The sequence below is a fragment of the Bordetella sp. N genome, assembly GCF_001433395.1.
In the GTDB taxonomy this organism is placed as follows: domain Bacteria; phylum Pseudomonadota; class Gammaproteobacteria; order Burkholderiales; family Burkholderiaceae_B; genus Bordetella_C.
The window spans coordinates 2,287,751-2,313,770 of record NZ_CP013111.1; the positions used below are offsets into that span (position 1 = coordinate 2,287,751).

Annotated in this window: 20 protein-coding genes; 14 read left to right on the plus strand and 6 right to left on the minus strand. The window is 65.7% G+C overall.

Features of this window, described 5'->3' with window-relative positions; translation table 11 throughout:
• Window positions 1–159 precede the first annotated feature (159 nt).
• The 5 genes from ASB57_RS09855 to ASB57_RS09875 all read left to right on the plus strand — a co-directional run bounded on the left by ASB57_RS09855 (window position 160) and on the right by ASB57_RS09875 (window position 4,263).
• Window positions 160–1,170: a tripartite tricarboxylate transporter substrate binding protein gene (locus ASB57_RS09855; RefSeq protein ID WP_057652074.1), complete on the plus strand. Its 1,011-nt coding sequence runs from the start codon at window positions 160–162 to the stop codon at window positions 1,168–1,170.
• Window positions 1,171–1,185: 15 nt separating this feature from the next.
• Window positions 1,186–2,472, plus strand: a complete 1,287-nt coding sequence (locus ASB57_RS09860; RefSeq protein ID WP_057652075.1) for an aconitase/3-isopropylmalate dehydratase large subunit family protein — start codon at window positions 1,186–1,188, stop codon at window positions 2,470–2,472.
• On the plus strand, window positions 2,465–2,983 hold the full coding sequence (locus tag ASB57_RS09865) for a hypothetical protein (RefSeq protein ID WP_057652076.1): 519 nt from the start codon (window positions 2,465–2,467) through the stop codon (window positions 2,981–2,983). Before ASB57_RS09860 ends, ASB57_RS09865 begins: the two co-directional genes overlap by 8 nt.
• Window positions 2,980–3,912: an oxaloacetate decarboxylase gene (locus ASB57_RS09870; protein ID WP_057652077.1), complete on the plus strand. Its 933-nt coding sequence runs from the start codon at window positions 2,980–2,982 to the stop codon at window positions 3,910–3,912. Before ASB57_RS09865 ends, ASB57_RS09870 begins: the two co-directional genes overlap by 4 nt.
• A gap of 90 nt (window positions 3,913–4,002) precedes the next feature.
• Complete coding sequence (locus ASB57_RS09875) at window positions 4,003–4,263, plus strand: hypothetical protein (protein WP_057652078.1); 261 nt, start codon at window positions 4,003–4,005, stop codon at window positions 4,261–4,263.
• 37 nt (window positions 4,264–4,300) lie between these two features.
• On the opposite strand, the gene ASB57_RS09880 is transcribed toward ASB57_RS09875, so the two are convergent.
• Entirely contained in the window at window positions 4,301–5,197 is an 897-nt protein-coding gene (locus tag ASB57_RS09880) for a LysR family transcriptional regulator (protein WP_057652079.1), read from the minus strand.
• A gap of 172 nt (window positions 5,198–5,369) precedes the next feature.
• On the opposite strand from ASB57_RS09880, the gene ASB57_RS09885 reads away from it, so the two are divergent.
• The 4 genes from ASB57_RS09885 (at window position 5,370) to ASB57_RS09900 (ending at window position 9,781) form a co-directional block, all read left to right on the plus strand.
• A complete protein-coding gene (locus tag ASB57_RS09885; RefSeq protein WP_057652080.1) occupies window positions 5,370–6,359 on the plus strand; it encodes a tripartite tricarboxylate transporter substrate binding protein in 990 nt (329 codons plus the stop codon).
• Window positions 6,360–6,365: 6 nt separating this feature from the next.
• The gene (locus ASB57_RS09890) at window positions 6,366–7,646 is read left to right on the plus strand and encodes an amidase (protein WP_057652081.1); all 1,281 of its coding nucleotides are present in this window, start codon (window positions 6,366–6,368) and stop codon (window positions 7,644–7,646) included.
• 46 nt (window positions 7,647–7,692) lie between these two features.
• A complete protein-coding gene (locus tag ASB57_RS09895; protein ID WP_156414113.1) occupies window positions 7,693–8,970 on the plus strand; it encodes a hypothetical protein in 1,278 nt (425 codons plus the stop codon).
• A 124-nt stretch (window positions 8,971–9,094) separates the two neighbouring features.
• Window positions 9,095–9,781: a hypothetical protein gene (locus ASB57_RS09900; RefSeq protein WP_057652083.1), complete on the plus strand. Its 687-nt coding sequence runs from the start codon at window positions 9,095–9,097 to the stop codon at window positions 9,779–9,781.
• A 27-nt stretch (window positions 9,782–9,808) separates the two neighbouring features.
• On the opposite strand, the gene ASB57_RS09905 is transcribed toward ASB57_RS09900, so the two are convergent.
• Entirely contained in the window at window positions 9,809–10,897 is a 1,089-nt protein-coding gene (locus ASB57_RS09905; RefSeq protein WP_057652084.1) for a substrate-binding domain-containing protein, read from the minus strand.
• Between the two features lie 160 nt (window positions 10,898–11,057).
• Between ASB57_RS09905 and ASB57_RS09910 the strand changes: the two genes are divergently transcribed.
• From ASB57_RS09910 to ASB57_RS09930, 5 genes are all read left to right on the plus strand, one after another.
• Complete coding sequence (locus ASB57_RS09910; protein ID WP_057652085.1) at window positions 11,058–11,639, plus strand: formate dehydrogenase subunit gamma; 582 nt, start codon at window positions 11,058–11,060, stop codon at window positions 11,637–11,639.
• Window positions 11,640–11,707: 68 nt separating this feature from the next.
• The gene (locus ASB57_RS09915; RefSeq protein ID WP_369822819.1) at window positions 11,708–13,270 is read left to right on the plus strand and encodes a formate dehydrogenase beta subunit; all 1,563 of its coding nucleotides are present in this window, start codon (window positions 11,708–11,710) and stop codon (window positions 13,268–13,270) included.
• An 80-nt stretch (window positions 13,271–13,350) separates the two neighbouring features.
• Window positions 13,351–16,215, plus strand: coding sequence for a formate dehydrogenase subunit alpha (fdhF, locus tag ASB57_RS09920; protein WP_057652087.1), 2,865 nt, complete (start codon window positions 13,351–13,353; stop codon window positions 16,213–16,215).
• A gap of 4 nt (window positions 16,216–16,219) precedes the next feature.
• Window positions 16,220–16,492 carry a formate dehydrogenase subunit delta gene (locus ASB57_RS09925; RefSeq protein ID WP_057652088.1) on the plus strand — a complete coding sequence of 91 codons (273 nt, stop codon included), beginning with the start codon at window positions 16,220–16,222 and terminating at the stop codon, window positions 16,490–16,492.
• 91 nt (window positions 16,493–16,583) lie between these two features.
• Entirely contained in the window at window positions 16,584–18,251 is a 1,668-nt protein-coding gene (locus ASB57_RS09930) for an OFA family MFS transporter (RefSeq protein WP_057652089.1), read from the plus strand.
• Between the two features lie 118 nt (window positions 18,252–18,369).
• Here the strand turns inward: ASB57_RS09930 and ASB57_RS09935 are convergent, their stop codons facing one another.
• The 4 genes from ASB57_RS09935 to aceE all read right to left on the minus strand — a co-directional run bounded on the left by ASB57_RS09935 (window position 18,370) and on the right by aceE (window position 25,912).
• Window positions 18,370–19,572 carry a J domain-containing protein gene (locus ASB57_RS09935; protein ID WP_057652090.1) on the minus strand — a complete coding sequence of 401 codons (1,203 nt, stop codon included), beginning with the start codon at window positions 19,570–19,572 and terminating at the stop codon, window positions 18,370–18,372.
• Window positions 19,573–19,694: 122 nt separating this feature from the next.
• Window positions 19,695–21,503, minus strand: coding sequence for a dihydrolipoyl dehydrogenase (gene lpdA / locus ASB57_RS09940; protein WP_057652091.1), 1,809 nt, complete (start codon window positions 21,501–21,503; stop codon window positions 19,695–19,697).
• A 12-nt stretch (window positions 21,504–21,515) separates the two neighbouring features.
• On the minus strand, window positions 21,516–23,192 hold the full coding sequence (gene aceF / locus ASB57_RS09945; protein WP_057652092.1) for a dihydrolipoyllysine-residue acetyltransferase: 1,677 nt from the start codon (window positions 23,190–23,192) through the stop codon (window positions 21,516–21,518).
• Between the two features lie 11 nt (window positions 23,193–23,203).
• Window positions 23,204–25,912 carry a pyruvate dehydrogenase (acetyl-transferring), homodimeric type gene (gene aceE / locus ASB57_RS09950; protein ID WP_057652093.1) on the minus strand — a complete coding sequence of 903 codons (2,709 nt, stop codon included), beginning with the start codon at window positions 25,910–25,912 and terminating at the stop codon, window positions 23,204–23,206.
• Window positions 25,913–26,020 lie beyond the last annotated feature (108 nt).

Here is a 26,020-nt window from a genome sequence, read left to right on the forward strand (position 1 = left end):
AACACAAAACGGGCATCGGGACTTTCCGCCATACCCGCCACAGCCCCCGTTTTCCCAGGGCAGCCACCTGTTTTCACCGACCTCTTGAGCGAAATGGCACCGATTTTGCATGAGTAGCTTCACCCTGGCATTCAGACCAAGGGAGACAGGAGACAAAACGTGAAAGCCCCCTTCCTACGGCGCGCCGTCCGCGCGCCCGGCCTGTTCGGCATCGTCGCCATGGCCTGTAGCTTCGCCCTCGGCGCGACCGACGCCGCGGCCGCCGACGCCGGCAACTTCCCCAATCGCGGTCCGATACGCCTGCTGGTCGGCTTCGCCGCCGGCGGCAGTTCCGATACGGTGGCCCGTATCATGGCGCCGGTCCTGTCCAAGACGCTGAAGCAGAACGTCATCATCGACAACCGGCCCGGGGCCGGCGGCAACATCGCGTCGGACGCCTTGATCAAGGCCGCGCCCGACGGCTACACCATCATGCTGGGCACGATAGGCTCACTGGCCGTCAACCAGCATCTGAGCAAGCTGTCCTACGACCCCGTCACCGACATGGCGCCGATTTCCCTGGCCGTGTCCTTCTCCAACGTGCTGGTCGTCAACGCCAACAGCAAGATCCACACTTTCGCCGAGTACCTGCAAGCCGCGAAGGCGCCCCATTCCGACATGTCGTTCGGGTCATCCGGCATAGGCAGCAGCGGCCATCTGGCCGGGGAACAGCTGAAATTCGTGGCCGGCCTGCAGAACCAGCACGTCGCCTACCGGGGCGGCGCGCCGGCCACCAATGACCTGCTGGGCGGCACCTTGGCATCGATCTTCGCCAGTCCCACCGACGCCATCCAGTTCATCAACGCCGGCAAGCTGCGCCCCATCGTCACCACCGGCCTGCAAAGACTGGACGTCCTGCCCAATGTGCCGACCATCGCGGAATCCGGCTACCCCGGTTTCGAGGCCAACAACTGGTACGCCTTCACGGCGCCCGCGCAGACGCCGGCGCCGGTGATCGCGGCCCTCAACCAGGCCATCGTCGCCACCCTGAAGGACCCGGAAGTGGACGCGAAGCTGAAGAAGCTGGGGCTGGATCCCGCGCCCAGCACGCCGCAGGAAGCCGATCGCTACATCCGTGCCGAAAGCGACAAATGGGGCGGCCTGATCAAGAAACTGAACATCAACCTCTGAGCCACGACCTGACACATGCCTTCCACCATTGCTGAAAAAATCCTCGCCCGGCATGCCGGTGTCGACGAGGTCCGCGCCGGCGACATCGTGGTCGCCGACGTGGACTTCGCCATGGTCCACGACGCCCGTGCACCCAACGCCATCCGCATGGTCGACAAGATGGGCGCGCAGACGCTACCTTTCGCGCCGCGTACCGCCTGGGTGCTGGACCATTACTCGCCTCCGCCCAACCTGGCGGCGGCGCAGACCCACACCGCCATGCGCCGTTTCGCCGACGAGCACGGCAGCCCGCTGTATGACATCGGCGACGGCATCTGCCACCAGGTGCTGCCCGAAGGTGGCCACCTGACCTGTGGCGACCTGGTGGTGGGCACGGATACCCATTCGGTCACCTATGGCGCCTTCAACGCTTTCGGTACCGGTGTGGAAGGTACCGACGTCACCGCCGTGATGAGGACGGGCAAAGTCTGGCTGCGCGTGCCCGAGACCACCCGCGTCGAGTTGACCGGCATCTTGCAAGCGGGCGTCTGGGCCAAGGACGTGACCCTGCACATGCTGGGCCGCTTCGGCGCGGAAGGCCTGAATTACCACGCCATCGAGTACGTGGGCGACGCGGTACGCGCCATGGAGATCGACGATCGCATGACCCTGGCCAATCACGCCGCGGAGCTGGGCGCCAAGGCAGCCCTGCTCGAAGCCGATGACAAGACCCTGGCCTGGCTGGCCGCGCACGGCGCCCGGCCGCCGCGCCCGGTGTCGGCGGACGCGGACGCGCGCTATGCCAACCGCGTCACGATCGCCGGCGCGCAACTGGCGCCGCAAGTGGCGCGGCGTCATGAAGTGGACGACGTGGTGGCGGTGACGGAGATCGACCGGCAGAAGATCAACTTCGCCTTGATCGGCACCTGCACCAACGGCCGGCTGGACGACATCCGCCAGGCCGCCGCCATCCTGCGCGGGCGCAAGCTGGCGCGCGGGGTACGCATGATCGTCACGCCGGCCTCGCGCAAGATCTACCTGGACGCGGCGCGCGAAGGCCTGATCGAGATTCTCACCGCGGCGGGCGCCTCGTTCGAGGCCGCGGGCTGTGGCACCTGCGTCGGCATCACCAACCATCTGATCCCGGGCGACAACGAAGTAGCCATCTCCAGCGCGAACCGCAATTTCCGCGGCCGGCTGGGCAATCACGAAGCGGAAATCTGGCTCGGTTCCGCCGCGACAGTGGCGGCATCCGCGCTTACCGGCTACATCACCGACCCGCGCACGGTCGACGGCGGACTCTGGAGGCCTGACCATGCATGACACGCTCACCGACATCATCAGCGGCCCGGTCTTCGTCCTGGGCGACGACGTCAACACCGACACCCAGTGTTCCGGCAAATACCTGCCCGGCAAGGACGAGGCCTTCATCGCCGCGCAAGCCTTCGACGGCGTCGCGCCGGGCTTTGCCGGCCGTTTCCAGTCCGGCGGCATCATCGCGGCCGGGCGTCATTTCGGCATCAACTCCTCGCGCGAACAGGCCGTGCACATCCTGCATCGGATGGGTGTCGCGGCGATCGTGGCGCCGTCCTTCGGGCGCCAGTTCTTCCGCAACGCCATCAATAACGGCCTGCTGGTCATCGAGTGCGACACCAGCGCATATAAGGACGGCGACCAGTTGACCCTGGACCTGAAGGCCAACGAGATCGGCGTGGCCAACGGCGGGCCGAAGCAGTCCTTGCGGCCCTTGCCCCCGCAGATTCGCGCCATCTTGCGCGAAGGCGGCCTGATCCCCTACCTGAGCAAATACCCTGACTGGGGATATACGCAATGAAGGCAACCATCAATGCTTCAGCAAGCTCCCTCGACAAGCCCGCGCGCCTGCGCCTGGCCTTGCGGCAGCGCCTGGAACGCGCCGGCCGTGGCGCCGCGACGCTGATCGCGCCGGGTGTCTATGACGCCTATGGCGCGCGCATGGTGCAGCATGCCGGTTTCGAGGCGGTCTACATGACCGGCAATGGCGTGTCCGCCAGCCTGCTTGGCAAGCCCGACGTCGGGCTGGTGGACCTGACCATGATCACCGCCCATGCGCGTCGCGTGGCGGCGTGCGTGGAACTGCCGTTGATCTGCGACGCCGACACCGGCTATGGCGCGGCCGCGGCCATCCGCCGCAGCGTGGAGGAGTTCGAGGCGGCCGGCGTGGCGGCCATTCATATCGAGGACCAGCAGTCGCCCAAGCGCTGCGCGCAGTTCCCCGGCGCGCGCGCCGTGCTGCCGTTCGAAACGGCGGTGGCGCGCATCGCCGCCGCGGTGGCGGCACGGGCGCCGACCGGGCTGCTGGTCATCGGCCGCACCGATTGCGCCGCGTCGATGGGCCTGGATGCGGCCATCGAACGTGCGCAGGCCTTCGCGGCCGAAGGCGCGGACGCCGTCTTCGTCGAACTGAAGGGTCACGAAGGCGTGCTTGACGACATCCGCGAAGTGACTGAACGCGTGCGCGTGCCCTGCATGTTCAATCTGGACTCCGGCGGCCCGATGACCGCGCTACGCGCCGCCGACCTGGCTGATCTGGGCGTGGCGCTGGCGATCTACCCCGGCATGTTGCGCAACGCACTGGGCTACACCATGCGCGAAGCCCTGGGTCATCTGCGGGCGGACGGCAACACCACCGCCATGCACGGCCGCATGCTGACCGGCGCGGAATACAGCGACTATCTGGGGCTGGCGGACGTCGAAGCGTGGGAGGAACAGTATCCGGCTTAGAACGCCAAAAAAAACCGTATGGCTTATTCGTTGCCGGAACCACTCCATGCAGAGCGTGACCAAGCTCGACATTCGTTGTTGAGCCTGACTATGAGAGCCAAAAAATTCCTGCAGGGCGATAAGAGCGCGGGGATCTGCGCACAGTGCAAAGCAATCGTCGCCACCACTTATCGTCGAAGAGATGTGCCTTTCGCCAGCGGCATAGGCATGGTCAGAGACATCCTGGTGGCGATCTGCGACATCTGCGGGAGTGTTGTCTCGACGCCCTCGCAATCCACGCCGGCAATCAAGGCCGCGTATAAAAAAATCATCAAAGAGTCAAAACTCAAGCGCCAGCGGCCCCGGGAATGATTGTCGGCACCTCCGGACCCAAACGCAGCGGCGGAATTCAAACAACGCCGACCGTCATCAACGCCTGCTTCAACGCCGGCACGGCGGGATTGATGCTGTCCTTTCGGTGCGTGACGTAAAGCGTCGAGCGCGGCAGTACCCTGGCCCGCAGGGGCAGATACCGCAAGCCGCGTGGCCGCAGCTCGCTGATCGACGCGGGCACGATGGCGACGCCGACACCCGCCTCTACCGGGGTCAGCAAGGTGGGCAGCAGGCTCTCCATGACGATGTCCGGCGCGATGCCGTTGTCGCTGAACAGCCGATGCAACAAGGTATGGAAGTACTCGGACCTGGCTCGCACAAAGCCGATCAGGGGCACGCCGGCCAGTTCGGTGATATCCACTTCAGCCTGCCCGGCCAAGGCGTGGCCGGCAGGCATCGCCACAACAAGAGGCTCGGTATCGACGGCTTCCATCAACAGATCGTCATCGTCGATCGCGTCGTGGCGGCGGGTCACGGCGATGTCCAGCCGGTCCCGGCGCAGCAGCTCATGCAATAGCGCCGTGTCTCCTTCCACCATCGATAGATGGACGCCGGGGTGGTCTTGCCTATACAGGCCCACCGCGGTCGGTACCAGGCGATACGCGGCCGTGGGCGTGAAGCCGATGCGCAGCGAGCCCGCTTCCCCCACCGCGACCCGGCGGGCCGCGGTCAAGGCCGCGTCGCCGTCATCCATCAGACGCTGAAGCGCGGCCTGCAAGGCCGCGCCGGCGGCTGTCAGGCGCACCGTGCGAGTCGAACGCTCGAACAGGGAAACCCCCACGGATTCCTCGAACAACCGGACCTGCTGGCTCAAGGGCGGCTGGCTGATATGCAGTCTTTGCGCCGCGCGGCCGAAATGCAGTTCGTCCGCCACGGTCATGAAGGCGATGAGTTGACGGGAAAAGAGCGCCAAGAGGCATCTCCTGCGAAGGACCCTGTCGGGGCAAGCCCGATTAGGTTGTTTATCGTATCAATCAGCTCAGAATTTTATATTGGATATATAAATATGTGCTCCTTACTATGACTTGCTTGCCGCGCGGATGCGCGTGGCGGACTACCGAATACATAGCTCAAGGGGAATACCAATGTTTGTGAAAAATCGCCGCCTGGCGGTGCTGGCCGCGGGCCTGACCATGACCGGCGCGCTGGCCGCCCTGCCCGCCGCCCATGCTGAGGGAGTGAAATATCCGACCAAGCCCATTCGCCTGATCGTGCCCTTCGGCCCGGGCAGCGTCACGGATCAATTGGCCCGCATTCTGGCTTCCGGACTTTCCGACAAGCTGGGGCAATCCATCATCGTCGAGAACAAGGCCGGAGCCGGCGGCAACATCGGCGCCGGCTTCGTCGCCGACAGCGCGCCCGACGGCTACACCCTGTTGATGGGCGCGGCCAGCACCAATGCCATCAATCCCAGCCTGTACTCGAACCTGAAGTTCGATCCGATGAAGGCCTTCGCGCCCGTGGCGAACGTCGCTTCGGTGACCAACGTGCTGGTGGTCAATCCGCAGGTCAAGGCGCGTGATGTCAAAGGCCTGATCGAAGAGCTCAAGACCAATAACTACAGCTACGCGTCGGGCGGCGCGGGCGGCAGCCAGCACTTGTCGGCGGAGCTGTTCAAGAGCATGTCGAAGACGGACATGGTGCACATCCCGTACAAGGGCGGCAGCGAACCCTTGCCGGACTTGATGAGCAATCGCGTGCAGGTCATGTTCTGCAATCTGCCGGTGTGCCTGCCGCATATCCAGGCCGGCAAGCTCATCGCGCTGGGCGTGACCTCCACGCAGCGCTCGTCCTTGCTGCCCAACGTCCCGACCATTGCCGAAGCAGGCCTGCCCGGCTACGCGGTGGACGGCTGGTTCGCGCTGTTCGCGCCGGCCAAGGTCCCCGCCGCCATCGTCGCGCGCCTGCATGACGAAACCGCGCAAGTACTCGCGTCCCCCGCGGTCGCCGACCAGATCCGCCGCCAGGGCGCCGAACCGAACAGCGGCAGCCAGGCCGATTTCGCCAAGTTCGTGCAGGCGGAACACGACAAGTGGGCGAAGGTCATCAAAGACGCCAACATCCGTATCGAGTAAGCATCCATGGATCGATCGAACGCAGCGCCGGGCATCGCACAGGCCCTGTCCTTGATGGAGACAGGCGCCTTGCGCGCCCGTGACCTGGCGGAACAGTGCCTGGCGCGGGTGGAAGCCCGAAATGCCGACGTGCAGGCCTTCTGCGCCTTTGACCCGCAACGCATACGGGCGCAGGCGGACGACGTGGATGCCGGCCGCCGGCGCGGCCTGCTGGCCGGCATACCCTTCGCCGCGAAGGACGTGATCCAGAGCGCGGACTATCCCACCACTTACGGATCGCCCATCTACGCGGGTCATCAGGCCGGGCGCGACGGCGCCTGCATCGCGCTGACGCGCGAACAGGGCGGCGTCATGATCGGCAAGGTGGTGACCAGTGAGTTCGCCACGCAGACGCCAGGCCCCACCCGCAATCCCTTGAGCCTGGCCCATACGCCCGGCGGCTCATCGAGCGGATCCGCGGCGGCCGTTGCCGATGGCATGGCGATGGTGGCATGGGGCACGCAGACGACCGGATCGATCACCCGGCCGGCCATCTACTGCGGCGTCGTCGGCTACAAGCCGAGCTTCGGCCTGGTGTCGACCGCGGGCGTGGGGCTGCTGAGTCCCTTGCAGGACACGGTAGGCATCCTTGCGCGCGATGTCAGCGACGCGGCGGCCACGGTTCTTGGCATACATGGCCGGCGTTTCAAGCCCGCCGCGGCCGACCGCCGCTACAAGGTCGGCGTTTGCCTGTCATCGCAATGGCGGCACGCAAGCCCGCAGGCCATCTCGGCACTGGAGTCTTGGGTGGCGCGATTGGGGCGAGCCGGCTTCAGCGTCAGCCAACGAGTCTTGCCGCAGCACTATGAAATCCTCATCGAGGACCAGGGCCGCCTGGTCGCCTACGACGCGCGCCAGGCCTTGGCGCATGAGCGCCTGACCAACGCGGACCGGCTGAGCCCGCGCATCACCGAGCGCATGCGTGGCGGCGAAGCCATCGACCTGTCCGCGTACCTGGCCATGCAAGGCCGCGCCGCGCGCGGTCGCGCGGAAGCCGAGACCCTGTTCGATGACGTCGACGCCCTGGTGTATCTGGCCACGGACGGCGAAGCCGAGCTGGGCCACGACAATTCGGGTTCACCGCGATTTGGGGCGCTATGGACCCTGCTGCATCTCCCCACCATCGCCCTGCCCGTCACGCACGGCGCGCTAGGCTTACCGCTGGGCGTACAGCTGATCGGCCGCTACGGCCAGGACGAAGCCCTGTTGCAACTGGCGGAATGCGCGGAGCGCGTGACCCGGGCTTGAGGCGGCTGGAGCGAACGACCACGGACAGCGTAAAGTACGCGCTACCATGACCGACGCTCCCGCACCTTCACTGCCACTCCCTGCTCCGCTTCCACCCCGCGCCCGTTGGCGCCTGCGCGCCACGCTCCTGCTTATCTGGCTATTGGGCGGGTGCGCGGTGGCCTTGGGGTTTGGCGTCAACGCCCTTCTATTCGACGGCGCGCCTTTGCGGCAACTGGCCACACCCCTGTCGCGGGCGAGCGACGATGCCTGGACGGGGGTCGTGCTGACCGTCAGCTTGCTTGGCCTGACCGGCGTTGCCTTTGTCTGCTGGCGCGCGTGGCGCCGACGCGCGGACCTCACTGAATACTGGTACCTGGGCGCCCTGGGACTGGGTGTCTATGGTTATGTATTGGCCTGGACCACGGGCGGCGTTCTGCTGGGTACGGCGATGACCATCGCGGAAGGCCGCGAAGGCTTGCTGAATCTGCCCAAGGCGGTGCTGGGCTCCTGGGCGTTCGCCTTCATGGGGCTGATATTCAATGTGATCAATCTGTTGCTCATCGTGCCCCAGGTGATCTGGTGCTGGCAACGCACCGTGCATCGCGCGCGCCTGCGGGCGATAAGGAATCTGCCCGCGCCGGATCGCAGCGCGGCTGCTTCCGCCGAAAGCCAGGATCTGCCCTCCCCGCTCCCGCGCCGCCGCGTGCTGGCGGCCTGGGGCGCGGGACTGATCAGCCTGGTGGCGCTGGACCACTATTTCACGAACAAGCGCTGGCCCTTCAAGGAATTGCGCGTCGTCTTGGGCGAGGACGTGAACGAGTGGATGCAGGCGCGCGGCGCGGACCACTTCGAATCCTATTACGACGAACAGGAACCCTCCCGAGTCTGGACCGTCAAAGGCCAAATTCCCGCGACCATGCCGGCCATCTTCGAGCACGGCGACGTCCGCGTGTTCTGGCACGGCATCCGGTCCTTCAGTCTTCTCAACATGCGCAAGGACGAGACCGACCACCGCATACGCGCCAGTGAATGGCTCTATGAATCGCAGGAGCACTACTCCCACGAAGAGGGACTGTCCTTCGTTCAGGCGACCCTGGCGAAATTCGCCCGTGGCACATGGCAAGCGCAGACCCTGCCGCCCAGCGACAAGACCCTGGCGCTCACACCAGGGCAGACTCCAAGCCTCGCGGTCTGGGAACCATTGGTAGCGCAGCGCAAGCCGCTGCTTTGGGCATGGGTGACCGACGGCGTACGGGCCACGTTGCGTGTGAATAATGCCTGGGGAGTGGAGCCCGGCGACTCCCCCAGCTACGAGGTGATACTGCGATTCGAAGAGGTTTGAAGAGGTCTGAAGACCCGTCGTCGCCGGGCCTGCGCCGATACGCGTGGCCATGAGCGGCTATCATCTGCCTCCTATTGGTCGAACGATGGTTGTCCGATCCGCTCAATCGCCTGGAACCGCAACAATGAAATCCAAAGTTATTGAAGTGCTGGCCTGCACGGCTTTCGCCGCCTTTCCGCTGGCCGCTTCCGCCGCCTGCGGCTGGGGCGACATCAATCTGCAGAATGCCCAGGCCGCCGTGGTCACTCCGGCCCGGCAGCACTTCATCAAGCATGCGGACGCGTCCAACCACTGCCCCAGCGACAGCAAGGAATGCCAGGCCAAGGCCTATCTGATCAAGGGCGACGTGGTGGTCACCGGCACCCGGGAAGGCGATTTCGTCTGCACCGGCTACGTCACCGCCAAAAGTGACATGCTCCTTCAGTGGCTGCCCGCCGCGGCGCTGGCACCCGTGCCCGCCGAGCAGCAAAAGCCCGCCGACTGGGCGGGCAAATGGCTGGTCTACGGCAATGAGATCACGTTGACGCCCAAGGGCGACGCTTTCGAAGTGGACGGCAACGCCACGTGGCAGATGGGCGATAACGTCCACGTCGGTCAAATCGAAGGCACCGTCAAGCCTGAAAACGGCCAGATCGCGTTCGCCATGGTCGATGACAAGGCCGCGCCCTACGCCCAAGGCGGCGCCGAAGATTGCCACGTCAAGATGGTCCGCCGCGGCCCTTACCTGGTGGTCGAGGACAACTACAAGTGCGGCGGCCTGAACGTCAGCTTCGGCGGTGTCTACAAACAAGGCGTCGGCAAGAAGCGCTGATAGCCGACCCAGGGTGGCCCCGAGGCGCTACCCGAAAGCCTCGTCCAGCGTCTGCACCCGTCCCGTATCGCGCGCGTCGTAGCCGACCAGCTGGCCGACGAAAGCGCGGTAGGACGGGCCCTGCATGACACCGAGCAGTGCTCGAAAGGCAGGCTGGTCGAGCAGCTCCTTGCGCAAGGCAAAGAAATAGCGCTCGCGAGCCAAGGGCACGAAGTCCAGGCCGAAGCGGTGGGCCGCGGTCTCCACGCCGATGCCGGTATCGGCCATGCCGCTGGCGATATGCGCCGCCACCGCCATATGCGTGAACTCGCTGTTCTCGTACCCCTGCACCTGCCCCACCGGAATATCCAGGCGCCGCAACATCAGTTCGATCAGATGCCGGGTGCTGGAGCCGACCTGGCGATTGACGAAACGCACACCCGGCCGCGCCAGGTCGGCCATCCCCACGATGCGCTTTGGATTGCCCGCTGGAATGAACAGGCCGGTGTTGCGCACCGCCAGATGCACCAGCAGATGCTCGTCGCGATGCAACCACTGGCGGTAGTGTTCCAGCATGGCCGGCTCGAATGCCCCCAACGGCACCTGGAAACCCGCCAGGTCGCATTCGCCCGCATCCAGCGCCGCCAGCGCTTCGCTGGCCGTGCGATAACGCAGCTCCAGTCCCGGCGCCTGGGCCTGCATATGCTGCAGCAGGGCTTCGACCGCGAATCCATGGCTGGCATGCAGGCGCAAGTGCGGCTTGCTCTCGGGCAGCAGCCGCTGCAGTTCTTCCTGTAGCTCGGACGCCAGGCTATCCAGCATGGGCATCAAGCGCGCCTCGATGCGGCGATTGGCCCACAGCAAGCGCTGCCCGAGGGGCGACAGCTCCGAGCCCTGGCGCCGGTGCGTCACCAACAGAGGCGCGCCGAACAAATCCTCGAAGCGCCGCAGCACGCCCCACGCGTGACGGTAAGACAAGCCGCAGGCGCGGCATGCGCCGGTGATATTGCCCGTGGCATCGATGGCGGCAAGCAAGGCCAGCATTTCCTGCAAGGGCACGCCAGGCCCGGCGTCATCGCGATCCAGCCACCAGCCGGGACGTAAGGTAATACGCAAAGGACCGCTGGGAGGATTCATGGCAGGGAAACTCCGTATGTTCCCAAACAGGTAAATCTTTTCATATTGAACCACCATCCGAGTGGCTATACAGTCGCTCCTAGGAGACAACGGCCATTTCATATATGTTCTCGAAAACATATAGAAACCCGTACCCACAGAACCTCAGGAGCCCAACTCCATGATCAAAGGTCAAGCCAGAGTCGATCTGGCATCCACCGGCGCCGCGCGAGGGTCGCAGGTGGCAGTGTCCGAACCGGTCACGTCCGTCAACACCCCGCCAGGCCAGCCCTGTACGCCCGCGCTGGCCGCCGTCCAGCGCATCGTCGCGGCGCACGCGCAACAGGCCGGCGCCCTGCTGCCCATCCTGCACGCCATCCAGGCCGAGCTGGGCCATATCCCGCCGGACACCGTGCAGGCCATTGCCGACGGCCTGAATCTGTCGCGCGCCGAAGTCCACGGCGTCATCACCTTCTACCCTCATTTCCACCAGACGCCTCGCGGCCGCCACGTCATCGAGCTGTGCCAGGCCGAATCCTGCCAGGCCATGGGCAGCGAAAAGCTGACCCAGCACGTGCGCAAGAAGCTGGGCTGCGATCTGCATGGCAGCAGCCCCGACGGCAACTACACCCTGGAGCCGGTCTACTGTCTGGGCCTGTGCGCCCAGTCCCCGGCCATGCTGGTGAACGGCGTGCCCTACGCCCGCCTCACGCCCAAGCGCTTCGACAAGATCCTTGGATATGTGACGGAGGCCGCGGAATGACACAGCAGCCTCAGGCTCAACCGCCCCATCAATCCACGGCAGCCGCAGCCCCAAGCTCCCGGCAACCCGTGACCGTCTACGTCCCGCGCGACGCCGCCGCCCTGGCGGTGGGCGCCGACGCCGTTGCCCTGGCCATCACCACCGAAGCCGCGCGCCGCGGTCTTGCCGTGCGCATCGTGCGTAACGGCTCGCGTGGCCTGCTTTGGCTGGAAACCCTGGTCGAGATCGCTACGCCGGCCGGCCGCGTCGCCTACGGTCCGGTCGAGGCCGACGATGTGTCCAGCCTGTTCGACGCCGGCTGGCTGACCGGCGCCGCCCATGCGCTATGCCAGGGTCTCACCGACGAGATCCCTTACCTGAAGCGCCAGGAACGCCTGACCTTCGCGCGCGTCGGCATCATCGATCCCCGCTCGCTCCAGGACTATGAAGCGCACGGCGGCCTGGCCGGCCTGCGCCGCGCCGCCACCATGGACCCGGCGCTCATCGTCGAGGAAATCGTGCAGTCCGGGCTGCGGGGCCGCGGCGGCGCCGCCTTCCCCACGGGCATCAAATGGAAAACCGTGGCCGCGGCGCCAGCCACGCAGAAGTACATCGTGTGCAATGCCGACGAAGGCGATTCGGGCACCTTCGCGGACAGGCTGCTGATGGAAGGCGATCCCTTCGTCCTGATCGAAGGCATGGCCATCGCCGGCCTGGCAGTCGGCGCCACCGTCGGCTACATCTACGTGCGCTCGGAATACCCCCACTCGATCGCGGCGCTGGACGAGGCCATCGCGACGGCCCGCACGGCGGGCTGGCTAGGCGGCGACGTCTGCGGCAGCGGCCGCGCCTTCGACCTGGAAGTGCGTGTCGGCGCGGGCGCCTACATCTGTGGCGAGGAAACGTCGCTGCTGGAGAGCCTGGAGGGCAAGCGCGGCGTCGTGCGCGCCAAGCCGCCGCTACCGGCCGTCACCGGCTTGTTCGGCAAGCCCACGGTCATCAATAACGCGATCTCGCTGGCCTCGGTGCCCATCATCCTGGCGCGCGGCGCGCAGCATTATCGGGACTACGGCGTGGGGCGCTCCACCGGCACCCTGCCCTTCCAGCTGGCCGGCAATCTGCGCCACGGCGGCCTGGTCGAAAAAGCCTTTGGCCTGACCTTGCGCGAATTGCTCTACGACTTCGGCGGCGGCAGTGCCAGCGGACGACCCTTGCGCGCGGTCCAGGTGGGCGGTCCCTTGGGCGCTTATCTGCCCGAGTCGCAATGGGACATCCCGCTCGACTACGAAGCCTACGCGGCCGCTTCGGCCATGATAGGCCACGGTGGCCTGGTGGCCTTCGACGACAGCGTCGACATGCTGCGCATGGCGCGCTATGCCATGGAATTCTGCGCGGTCGAATCCTGCGGCAAATGCACGCCCTGCCGCATCGGCTCCACCCGGGGCGTGGAAACGCTGGACCGCATCGCGGCCGGCGGCAAGGACCACGGCAAACAGGTGGTGCTGCTGCGCGACCTGTGCGACACCATGCTGGGCGGCTCGCTCTGCGCCCTGGGCGGCATGGCGCCCTATCCCGTGCTGTCAGCCCTCAAGCACTTCCCGCAGGATTTCGGCCTGGGCCAAACGACCAGCGAGACCCAGGCAGCACATTAAGTACAGCACACCAAGCCGCGCGAAAAGCGGCAAACCAGGCGCCAGGCCAAGCAGCCGCCGCCGGATCGGAGACAAGCGTCATGTTAGAGACCGTCGTAAAACGAGAACGGGACTACGGCACCCCCGCGCGCGTCGCGGAAGAGATGGTGGCCCTGACCATCGATGGGCAGGAGATCCAGGTGCCCGCCGGCACCTCGGTAATGCGCGCGGCCGCCGAGGCCGGCATCAACATTCCCAAACTGTGCGCCACCGACAGCCTGGAAGCCTTCGGCTCCTGCCGCCTGTGCCTGGTGCAGATCGACGGCCGGCGCGGCTATCCGGCGTCCTGCACCACCCCGGTGGAAGCCGGCATGGTGGTCTACACCGAGACCCCCAAGCTGCACGAACTGCGCCGGGGCGTGATGGAGCTGTACATCTCCGACCACCCGCTGGACTGCCTGACCTGTCCCGCCAATGGCGACTGCGAGCTGCAGGACATGGCCGGTGTCGTAGGCCTGCGCGATGTGCGCTACGGCTATCAAGGCGCCAATCACCTGCAAAGCGCCAAGGACGAATCGAATCCCTACTTCGCCTACGATCCGTCCAAGTGCATCGTCTGCAACCGCTGCGTGCGGGCCTGCGAGGAAACCCAGGGCACGTTCGCGCTGACCATCTCGGGCCGCGGCTTCGAGTCGCGCGTGTCGGCGGGCCAGGACCAGCCCTTCATGGACAGCGAATGCGTGTCCTGCGGCGCCTGCGTACAGGCCTGTCCGACGTCCACCCTGCAGGAAAAGACCATCATCATGATGGGCCAGGCCGAACATTCGGTCATCACCACCTGCGCCTACTGCGGCGTGGGCTGCTCCTTCCGCGCCGAGATGAAGGGCCAGGAGGTGGTGCGCATGGTGCCGTGGAAGGACGGCCAGGCCAACCGCGGCCATTCCTGCGTGAAGGGCCGCTTCGCCTGGGGCTACGCCACGCACAAGGAGCGCGTGCTCAAGCCCATGATCCGCAAGCGCATCAGCGACCCCTGGCGCGAAGTCAGCTGGGAGGAAGCCCTGGGCTACGCCGCCAGCGAATTCAAGCGGCTGCAGGGAACATACGGCCGCGACTCCGTCGGCGGCATCACCTCGTCCCGCTGCACCAACGAGGAAACGTGGCTGGTGCAGAAGCTGGTGCGCGCCGCCTTCAACACCAATAACGTCGACACCTGCGCCCGTGTGTGCCACTCGCCCACGGGCTACGGACTGAAGCAGACCCTGGGCGAATCCGCCGGCACCCAGACCTTCGACTCGGTGATGCACGCCGACGTGGTGATCGTGATGGGGGCCAACCCCAGCAGCGGCCATCCGGTCTTCGCGTCACGCCTGAAGAAGCGCCTGCGCCAGGGCGCGCGCCTGATCGTCATCGATCCGCGCCGCATCGAACTGGTCAGCTCGCCGCACATCAAGGCCGACTTCCACCTTCAGGTGCGGCCCGGCACCAACGTGGCCCTGCTGTCCTCGCTGGCCCACGTCATCGCCACCGAGAACCTGATCGACGAGGCCTACGTGGCCGAGCGCTGCGAGAAGAAGGCCTTCGACGAATGGCGCGCCTTCGTCTGCCTGCCGGAAAACTCGCCCGAGGCCATGGAAGCCGTGACCGGCGTGCCGGCCGCGGCCGTGCGCGGCGCGGCCCGGCTGTACGCCACCGCCGGCAACGGCGCGATCTACTACGGCCTGGGCGTGACCGAGCACAGCCAGGGCTCGACCACGGTGATGGGCATCGCCAATCTGGCCATGGCCACCGGCAACATCGGCCGCGAAGGCGTCGGCGTGAATCCGCTGCGCGGACAGAACAATGTGCAGGGCTCGTGCGACATGGGGTCCTTCCCGCACGAACTGCCGGGCTACCGCCACATCTCCGACGACGTGGTGCGCAGCCAGTTCGAGCGCGACTGGGGCGTGACCTTGCAGCCGGAGCCCGGCCTGCGCATCCCGAACATGTTCGAAGCGGCGCTGGGCGGCTCCTTCAAGGGCCTGTATTGCCAGGGCGAGGACATCGTCCAGTCCGACCCCAACACGCAGCACGTGGCGGCCGCCCTGGCCGCCATGGAATGCATCGTGGTGCAGGACCTCTTTCTGAACGAAACCGCCAAATACGCCCATGTATTCCTGCCGGGCTCATCCTTCCTGGAAAAGGACGGCACCTTCACCAACGCCGAGCGGCGCATCTCGCGCGTGCGCAAGGTGATGGAGCCCAAGAACGGCAAGGCCGACTGGGAAGTGACGGTGGCCCTGTCCAATGCGCTGGGCTATCCCATGAACTACCGCCATCCGTCGGAGATCATGGACGAGATCGCGCGTCTGACCCCCACCTTCGCCGGCGTCAGCTACGCCAAGCTGGACCGCCTGGGCAGCCTGCAATGGCCCTGCAACGAGGATGCCCCGGACGGCACCCCCATCATGCACATCGACCATTTCGTGCGCGGCAAGGGGCGTTTCATCATCACCAAGTACGTGGCCAGCGACGAACGCAGCACGCGCAAATTCCCCTTGCTGCTGACCACCGGCCGCATCCTGTCCCAATACAATGTCGGCGCCCAGACCCGGCGCACGCCCAACGTCATGTGGCATGGCGAAGACGTGCTCGAAGTGCATCCGCAGGACGCCGAGGACCGCGGCATCGTCAGCGGCGACTGGGTGGGCGTGCAGAGCCGGGCCGGCGAAACCGTGCTGCGCGCGGTGTTGACCGATCGCGTGCAGCCAGGCGTGGTATACACCACCTTCCATTTTCCGGAGTCAGGCGCCAACGTCGTCACCACCGACAATTCCGACTGGGCCACCAACTGCCCGGAATACAAGGTAACGGCCGTACAGGTGGTGCGCGTGTCGCAACCTTCGGAATGGCAGCGCCAGTGGAACCGGTTCACCGACATCCAGCAGAAACTGCTGGCCGAACGCGAACCCGCCCCCGCCGGAAAGTAAATACATGGACCCACACAATCTAATTCGCATGGCCAACCGCATCGGCGACTTTTTCGACGCGATGCCGGACCGGCCCGAAGCACTCGAAGGCATCGCCGGCCACATCCAGAAATTCTGGGAGCCGCGCATGCGCAACGAGCTGCTGGCGTTCCTGCAGGCCCATCCCGACGGCATCGATGGCGACACCACCCTGGCGCCCATCGTGCTGGAGGCGGTCACGCAATATCGCGAGCGCCTGTTGCCCCGGGTCATTGCCCCGGCCAACAACCCTGTCTGATTTCCCCCCAACCTTAAGCTCTCTGCTCTACCCACGCGAAGCAACACACTGCCGCAATGCCCATACGAAAGACAATTACAGGAAAAACAAGATGAATTCGGCAACCACGCTAGACCTGCCGGGCGCGCGACCCGGCTTCCTCGACAAAGAACGCACCATCGCCGGCCCCGGCTTCAGCCGCTGGCTGGTTCCCCCGGCGGCCCTCGCCATCCACCTGTGCATCGGCATGGCATACGGTTTCTCCGTGTTCTGGCTGCCGCTGTCCAAGGCCCTGGGCGGCACCACGGCACTGGCCTGCCCGGCCGACATGAGCCTGTTCTCCGAGCTGTTCACCACCACCTGCGACTGGCGTATCTCCAGCCTGACCGGGACCTACATCCTGTTCTTCGTCCTGCTGGGCTGCTCGGCCGCGCTGTGGGGCGGCTGGCTTGAACGCGCGGGTCCGCGCAAGGCCGGGCTGGTATCGGCCGTGTGCTGGTGCGGTGGACTGGTGATCTCCGCCATCGGCATCTACGTCCACCAGCTGTGGCTGCTATGGGTGGGCTCCGGCATCATCGGCGGCATCGGGCTGGGCCTGGGCTATATCTCGCCCGTCAGCACCCTGATCAAGTGGTTCCCTGACCGCCGCGGCATGGCCACCGGCATGGCCATCATGGGTTTCGGCGGCGGCGCCATGGTCGGTGCGCCGCTGGCCAACGCCCTGATGCGCTACTACGCCCAACCCGGCTCGCCCGGTGTGTGGCAGACCTTCCTGACCATGGCCGTGATCTACGCCGTGTTCATGGTCGCCGGCGCGCTGGGCTACCGCGTGCCCGCGTCCAACTGGAAGCCGGAAGGCTGGACGGCGCCCGCCGCGCAGACCAATAACGCCATGATCACCCACGGCCATGTGCACGTGAAGAAGGTCTGGGGCGTGCCGCAGTTCTGGCTGGTGTGGCTGGTGCTGTGCCTGAACGTGACCGCCGGCATCGGCATCCTGGGCATGGCGTCGCCGCTGCTGCAGGAAGTGTTCGGCGGCCGCCTGATCAACCAGGACGCCCTCGGCTACGCACAGTTGAACAAGGAACAGCTGGCCGCCATCGCGACCATCGCCGCGGGCTTCACCGGCCTGCTCAGCCTGTTCAACATCGGTGGACGATTCGTCTGGGCCAGCCTGTCGGACAAGCTGGGCCGCAAGATGACCTACGCCATGTTCCTGGTGGTGGGCATCGTGCTGTACGCATCGGTGCCCTGGTCCGCGCACAACGGCCATCTGGCCCTGTTCGTCGGCGCGTTCTGCATCATCCTGTCGTTCTATGGCGGCGGCTTCGCCACCGTGCCGGCCTATCTGGCCGACCTGTTCGGCACGCAGATGGTGGGCGCCATCCACGGCCGCCTGCTGACGGCATGGTCGGCCGCCGGCATCTTCGGCCCCATGTTGATCAGCTCGCTGCGCGAGTACCAGCTGTCGATCGGCGTGCCGCGCGCACAGGTCTACGACATCACCATGTACATCCTGGCCGGTTTGCTCGTCGTGGGCCTGCTGTGCAACCTGGCCATCCGCCCGGTCAATCGCAAGCATTTCATGACGGACGAGGAACTGGCCACCGAGAAGGCGCTGGCGCATGAGCGGGCCTCCGCGTCCGCGGTGCACGGCCAGGGCACCAGCACCTTCCGCACGCCCGCGATCCTGGTGCTGTTCGCCTGGGCCTGCGTGGTGATCCCGCTGGCCTATGGCTTCTGGGGCACGCTGCAACAGGCGGTCGTGTTGTTCCGGTAAAGGGGATGTTCAGCCGGCGATGAAGCGCATTGGCCGGCGCTGCGATACCTGGCTGGTGGGGCGATTGCCCGCCGGCCAATCAAAAAGGCCGCGGTCAGAAGCCGCGGCCTTTCTGCATTCAACGCCCTTGCGTTTTCATGTGGATCTTCAGATGACCCAGCCAGGCCTTCAGGCGTTCGATGTCTTCCAGCAGGCGCAATTCCACCGCCATGTCGCGGATCTGGTCACGCAGCCCGGCCACGTCCTTGCGCAGGATGCGCAGAATGGTGTCGGGCTCGATGGCGCTGGACTTACGGATGCCATAGGAGCGCCGGAAGCCGTCCTCCAGATGCCGGATTTCCTCGTCGAGATCGCCCAGTTGTTCCTGGAGGATCTGGTTGTAGTGCTTGAGGCGATCTTCGTTGATGCCGTTGATGGCTTGCTGGTCGATGTGCTCCAGCTCCAACCGTAACTCCAGCAGCCTGAGCAGATCCTTTTTCTCGTAGGCGCGATTGGCTTCCTGCATCAGGGCAGTCTTGCGTACGCGCTCTTCGGGGTCCGGCTCACGGTCGGGATGCAAGGCGCTGGCCAGCTTGCGGTAGACCTCGCGCATGGATTTGCTGGCTTCCGCTTGCGCGGCTTCCAGCAGGGCGGCGGCCTGCTGTTGCGGGGACGGCGCGGCGGGCTTTTCGGAAGCCTGTTTAGCCGCCTGTTTTGCTGCGTTCTTTTCGGCCTGCGCCTGCTTGCGGGCGGCCCGGGCCTTGTCCTTGGCGGCCTCACGCGCCAGCCGGGCCTGCTCTTGCGCCTGTTCGTAGTCCAGCAATTCGTCGGGACTATCGGCAGCGGCATCGGCAGCGCGCCCGGACGCATCGCCGTCGTCGGCAGCGCGCCCGGATGCGTTTGCATCCTCTGCCCCTGCCTGGGTAGTCCGCGCCGATGCCACAGGTTGCACGTCGCCATCGGCGTCGTCGGGCCCGCCATGCATGTTCAGGATGGCCCGCAGGCCGGCGTCGTCGGAATCTTCGACCAGACGAGTCGCCATCCGCGCGATCAGGTCCGACAGCGTCAGCCGTTCGGCCTTGCTCAGGCTGCGGTCGTCATAGGCGTCGTTGAGCCTGTGGACCATCTTCACCTGCAGCCCGGTCGACTCCCGCACCAGCGGCAGCAACTCGTCGACGTACTGCTTGTGAAAAGTGGTCTGCATGACCTCCCACGCGCGCAGACGAGCGCGGCGCGCTTCGATCTGCCCGGTGAGGGTATTGAAAAGCCGTTGCCCGTCGGAAAGGGCGGCCTTCTCGTGCCCGGGCACGATATTGACCGCCCGCGCACCAGCCTTGTCCATCACAAACACAACCCTCCAAGACCTTGGCAAGAACGTGCCCCATCGCAGACACCACGGAGCCGGGTCCCCCGGTCCGTTGGTGTCGCCCCCTGGGGGGCCCGCGTAAGCGGGTACGGGGGGGCCTACTTCTTGCGGACCGGGGGCAGATCGGTGCAGACGCCTTCAGCCACTTCCGCGGCCATGCCCACCGACTCACCCAGGGTCGGGTGCGGGTGGATGGTCTTGGCGATGTCGACCACGTCGGCGCCCATTTCCACGGCCAGCGCCAATTCGCTGATCAGGTCACCGGCATGCGTGCCCACGATGCCACCACCCAGAATGCGATGGGTTTCGGCATCGAACAGCAGCTTGGTGAAGCCTTCGTCGCGGCCATTGGCGATGGCACGGCCGGAAGCCGCCCAAGGGAACACGCCCTTCTCGATCTTGACGCCTTGCTTCTTGGCTTCGTCTTCCGTCAAACCCACCCATGCCACTTCCGGATCGGTGTAGGCCACCGACGGAATGACGCGGGCGTCGAAGAAGGACTTCTCGCCAGCCGCGGCCTCGGCCGCCACATGGCCTTCATGCACGGCCTTGTGCGCCAGCATGGGCTGGCCGACGATGTCGCCGATAGCAAAGATGTGCGGCACATTGGTGCGCATCTGCTTGTCGACTTCGATGAAGCCACGGTCCGTGACCGCGATGCCCGCCTTGTCGGCGCCGATCTTCTTGCCGTTGGGGCTGCGGCCGACGGCTTGCAGCACCAGGTCGTAGCGTTGCGGCTCTTTCGGCGCGCCCTCGCCCTCGAAGGTGACGTAGATGCCGTCTTTCCTGGCTTCCGCGCCCACCGTCTTGGTCTTGAGCATGATGTTGTCGAAGCGCGGCGTATTGTACTTTTGCCACACCTTGACCAGGTCGCGGTCCGCGCCCTGCATCAGGCCGTCCAGCATTTCCACCACGTCCAGGCGCGCGCCCAGGGTGGAGTACACCGTGCCCATTTCCAGGCCGATGATGCCGCCACCGACGATCAGCATCTTCTTGGGGATGCTGCGCAGGAGCAGCGCGCCGGTCGAATCGACGACACGTTCGTCATCGGGCAGGAAAGGCAGGCGCACGGCCTGGCTGCCCGCCGCGATGATGGCGTTCTTGAAGCGGATGGTCTGGGTCTTGCCGTCAGCCGCCTTCACCGTCAGGTGATAGGCGTCGGCGAACTCGCCCACGCCGGTCACCACGGTGACCTTGCGCATCTTGGCCATGCCGGCCAGGCCGCCGGTCAGCTTGCCGACCACGCTGTCCTTGAAGCTGCGCAGCTTGTCCAGGTCGATCTTGGGCTCACCGAAGGTGACGCCGTGATCGGCCAGGGCCTTGGCTTCTTCCATGACCGCCGCCACGTGCAGCAGGGCCTTGGACGGAATGCAGCCGACGTTCAGGCAGACACCGCCCAGGGTGGCGTAGCGCTCGACCAGGACCGTTTTCAGGCCCAGGTCGGCCGACCGGAAGGCAGCCGAATAGCCGCCAGGGCCGGCGCCCAGCACCAGCATGTCGCATTCGATATCGACGCTGCCCGAGTACGTGGACGCGGCAGGGGCCGCAGCGGCCGACGAAGCAGCCGGAGCGGCATTCGCGGCCGGGGGCGGCGCCGGCATCTTGGGCGCTTCGGCAGCGGCAGGCGCCGCGGCCTTGGGGGCGGCGGCCGGCGCCGCGGCTTCCGCGGCAGCGTCCAGTTCCAGCACCACCGAACCCATGGCCACCTTGTCGCCGACCTTGACCTTGACGGCCTTGACCACGCCGCCTTGCGACGCCGGGATCTCCATCGACGCCTTGTCGGACTCGACGGTGATCAGGCTTTGCTCGGCCTTGATCGTATCGCCCACGGCGACCAGCACTTCGATGACTTCCACTTCCTTGAAGTCGCCGATATCGGGTACCTTGATTTCAACCGTATTGCTCATAGGGCTCCCCGGTTACAGCGCGATGCGACGGAAGTCGGCCAGCAACGCGCCCAGATAGGCATTGAAGCGGGCCGCGGAGGCGCCATCGATGACACGGTGGTCATAAGACAGCGACAGCGGCAGGATCAGGCGGGGCACGAACTCATTGCCATTCCACACCGGCTTGCGATCCGAGCGCGACACGCCCAGGATGGCCACTTCCGGCGCGTTGATGATAGGCGTGAAGTGCGTGCCGCCGATACCGCCCAACGACGAGATCGAGAAGCAGCCGCCCTGCATTTCCGCCGGCGACAGCTTGCCGTCACGGGCCTTCTTGGCCATGTCGGAGGTTTCCTTGGCGATCTCGAAAATGCCCTTCTTGTCGGCATCGCGGATCACCGGCACCACCAGCCCATTGGGCGTGTCGGCGGCGAAGCCGACGTGGTAGTACTGCTTCAGGACCAGGTTGTCGCCGTCGAGCGACGCGTTGAACTCGGGGAATTTCTTCAGGGCCGCGACCACGGCCTTGATCAGGAAGGCGAGCATGGTGACCTTGATGCCGGCCTTCTCGTTTTCCTTGTTCAAGGTGACGCGCAGCGCTTCCAGATCGGTGATGTCCGCTTCGTCATTGTTCGTGACGTGCGGGATCATGACCCAGTTGCGGTGCAGGTTGGCGCCGGAAATCTTCTTGATGCGCGACAGCGGCTTGGCTTCGACCGGGCCGAACTTGGCGAAGTCGACCTGCGGCCATGCCAGCACGGACAAGCCGCCACCGGCCGCGGCCGGAGCCGCCGACGCGGCGCTGGCGCCACCCGCCAGGGCCTGCTTGACGAAGTTGCGCACGTCGTCTTGCGTGATGCGGTCCTTCGGGCCCGAACCCTTGACGCGGACCAGGTCCACGCCCAGTTCGCGGGCGAACTTGCGCACCGACGGCGACGCATGGGGCAACTGGCCGGGCTTGAGCGCGGACGCTTCCAGCGCGGCGGCCGGACGCGAAGCTTGCGCGGGCTGGACCGGCGCGGCCTCCGCCTTCGGGGCGGGAGCCGCCTCCGCCTTGGCGGCAGGCGCTGCGTCGGCCTTGGGCGCGGCAGCGGCGGGAGCGGCACCGCCGCCCTCGACCACCAGCAGCAGGCTGCCCTTGTTCACCTTGTCGCCAACCTTGACCTTGATCGACTTGACCACGCCGCCTTGCGACGCCGGAATCTCCATCGAGGCCTTGTCGGATTCGACGGTGATCAGGCTTTGCTCGGCCTTGATCGTATCGCCCACGGCGACCAGCACTTCGATGACTTCCACTTCCTTGAAGTCGCCGATATCGGGCACGGTGATCTCGGCTTCGCCGCCGCCTTGCGGGGCAGCGGCAGCAGGGGCCGGAGCCGACGCTTCGGCCTTGGCAGCCGGTGCGGCGGCCGCCTGGGCCTTGGGCGCTTCGGCCGGGGCAGCAGCCTGGGGCTGGCTGGCGGCAGCGTCGCCGGCTTCCAGTTCCAGCACCACGGTGCCCATGGCCACCTTGTCGCCGACCTTGACCTTGATCGACTTCACCACGCCGCCCTGCGACGCCGGGATCTCCATCGACGCCTTGTCGGATTCGACCGTGATCAGGCTCTGTTCGGCCTTGATCGTGTCGCCCGGAGCCACCAATACTTCGATGACTTCCACTTCCTTGAAGTCGCCGATATCGGGAACTTTGATTTCAACCGTATTGCTCATATGTCTTACCCTCAGGCGTATTGGGGGTTAGCTTTGTTGGGATCGATGCCGTACTTCTTGATGGCCTCGGCGACCTTGGCGGCCGGTATCGTGCCTTCGTCGGCCAGCGCCTTCAATGCCGACAGTACAACGAAGTGGCGATCCACTTCAAAGTGCTCGCGCAGCTTGGAGCGGAAGTCCGAGCGGCCGAAGCCGTCGGTGCCCAGCACGCGATAGTCGCGGCCCTTGGGCATGAACGGGCGGATCTGGTCGGCGAACAGCTTCATGTAGTCGGTCGACGCGATGATGGGGCCCGTGGTCTTTTCCAGCTGTTGGGTGACGAACGGCACCTGCGGCTTCTTGTCTTCCGGATTCAGCAGGTTGTGGCGCTCGGCGTCCAGGCCGTCGCGGCGCAGCAGCGTAAAGCTGGTAACGCTCCACAGGTCCGAGCCGATGCCCCAATCCTTGTCCAGCAGTTCCTGGGCGGCCTGCACTTCGCGCAGGATGGTGCCGGAGCCCATCAGTTGCACGCGTTGCTTGCCCTTGCCCACGCTCTTCAGCTTGTACATGCCGCGCACGATGCCTTCCTCGTCGCCGGCGGTCAGGCCAGGCTGCGGGTAGTTCTCGTTCATCACGGTCAGGTAGTAGTACACGTTTTCCTGGTTCTCAACCATGCGGCGCAGGCCGTCCTGGATGATGACCGCGAGTTCGTGCGCGTAGGTCGGGTCGTAAGGCACGCAGTTCGGAATGGTCGCGGCCATGAGGTGGCTGTGACCGTCCTCGTGCTGCAGGCCTTCGCCGTTCAGCGTGGTACGGCCGGCGGTGCCGCCGATCAGGAAGCCACGCGCCTGCATGTCGCCGGCGGCCCAGGCCAGGTCGCCGATACGCTGGAAGCCGAACATCGAGTAGTACACGAAGAACGGGATCATGATGCGGTTGTTCGTCGAGTACGACGTGGCCGCGGCGATCCAGGAGCTCATGGCGCCCGCTTCGTTGATGCCTTCCTGCAGCAGCTGGCCGTCGGCGGCTTCCTTGTAGTACATGACCTGGTCCTTGTCGACCGGGACGTACTTCTGGCCTTCCGGGGCATAGATGCCGATCTGGCGGAACAAGCCTTCCATACCGAAGGTACGCGACTCGTCGGCCAGGATGGGCACGACGCGCGGGCCCAGTTGCTTGTCACGCAGGATCTGGTTCAGGGTGCGGACGAAGGCCTGCGTGGTCGAGATTTCACGACCTTCGGGGGTCGGTTCCATCACGGCCTTGAACGCATCCAGCGTCGGCGCCTTGAGCTGCTCTTCAGCCTTGACGCGGCGGGCCGGCAGGTAGCCGCCCAGCGCCTTGCGGCGTTCATGCAGATACTTCATTTCCGGCGAATCCTCGGCCGGCTTGTAGTACGGCAGGTCCGCCAGCTGGTCGTCGGGGATGGGGATGCCGAAGCGATCGCGGAATTCGCGGATCGATTCCAGTTCCAGCTTCTTCTGCTGGTGGGTGGGGTTCTTGGCCTGGCCCACGTGACCCATGCCGTAGCCCTTGATGGTCTTGGCCAGGATGACGGTCGGTTGGCCCTTGTGCGAGGTGGCCGCCGAGAAGGCCGCGTACACCTTGTGGGGATCGTGGCCGCCACGGTTCAGGCGCCAGATGTCCTCGTCGCTCATGCGCGCGACCATGGCCAGCAATTGCGGATGCTTGCCGAAGAAGTTTTCGCGCACGAACTTGCCGTCGTTGGCCTTGTAGGCCTGGTATTCGCCGTCGACGGTTTCTTCCATCACGCGGCGCAGGATGCCTTCCTTGTCGTGCGCCAGCAGCGGATCCCAGTAGCCGCCCCAGATCAGCTTGATGACGTTCCAGCCGCTACCGCGGAAGTCGCCTTCCAGTTCCTGGATGATCTTGCCGTTACCGCGCACCGGGCCGTCGAGGCGCTGCAGGTTGCAGTTGATGACGAAGATCAGGTTGTCCAGCTTCTCGCGCGCGGCCAGGGCGATGGCGCCCAGCGATTCCGGCTCGTCCATTTCGCCGTCGCCGCAGAAGACCCAGACCTTGCGGCTGGACGTATCGGCGATGCCGCGGGCGTGCAGGTACTTGAGGAAGCGCGCCTGATAGATGGCGGTCAGCGGGCCCAGGCCCATCGACACGGTGGGGAACTGCCAGAATTCCGGCATCAGCTTGGGATGCGGGTAGGAGGACAGGCCCTTGCCGTCCACTTCCTGGCGGAAATTGTTCAGTTGCTCTTCGGTCAGGCGGCCTTCCAGGAAGGCGCGGCCGTAGACGCCGGGCGAGGAGTGACCCTGGAAGTACACCAGGTCGCCGCCGCGGTCTTCGTTTTCAGCGTGCCAGAAGTGGTTCTGGCCGGTACCGATCATGGTCGCCAGCGAGGCGAAGGACGCGATGTGGCCGCCCAGGTCGCCGCCATCGGGCGGGTTATGCTTGTTGGCGCGGACCACCATCGCCATGGCGTTCCAACGCACGTACGAACGGATGCGCGCTTCCAGTTCCAGGTTGCCGGGGTGAGCCGGTTCCAGGCCAGGAGGAATCGTGTTCACGTACGCGGTGTTGGGCGAGTACGGGATGTGCGCGCCGGAGCGGCGGGCCTCGTCGATCAGGCGCTCCAGCAGATAGTGGGCGCGTTGCGGACCTTCGCGTTCCAGCACCGCCGCCAGGGCTTCCAGCCACTCCTGAGTTTCAAGGGTGTCTTCGTCGTTGGCGGCCGAGGGGGCGCCAGCCTGGGCGTTAGAGGACATCGTGTGTCTCCTGAAAGGTTGTGGCCACGCGCTGCGATAGCGGAGCGGGCAAGAGTAACCGGCCTGCAAAGCCCTCTCCTCCTGCTTTATGCCAGGAAAAGATGGCCA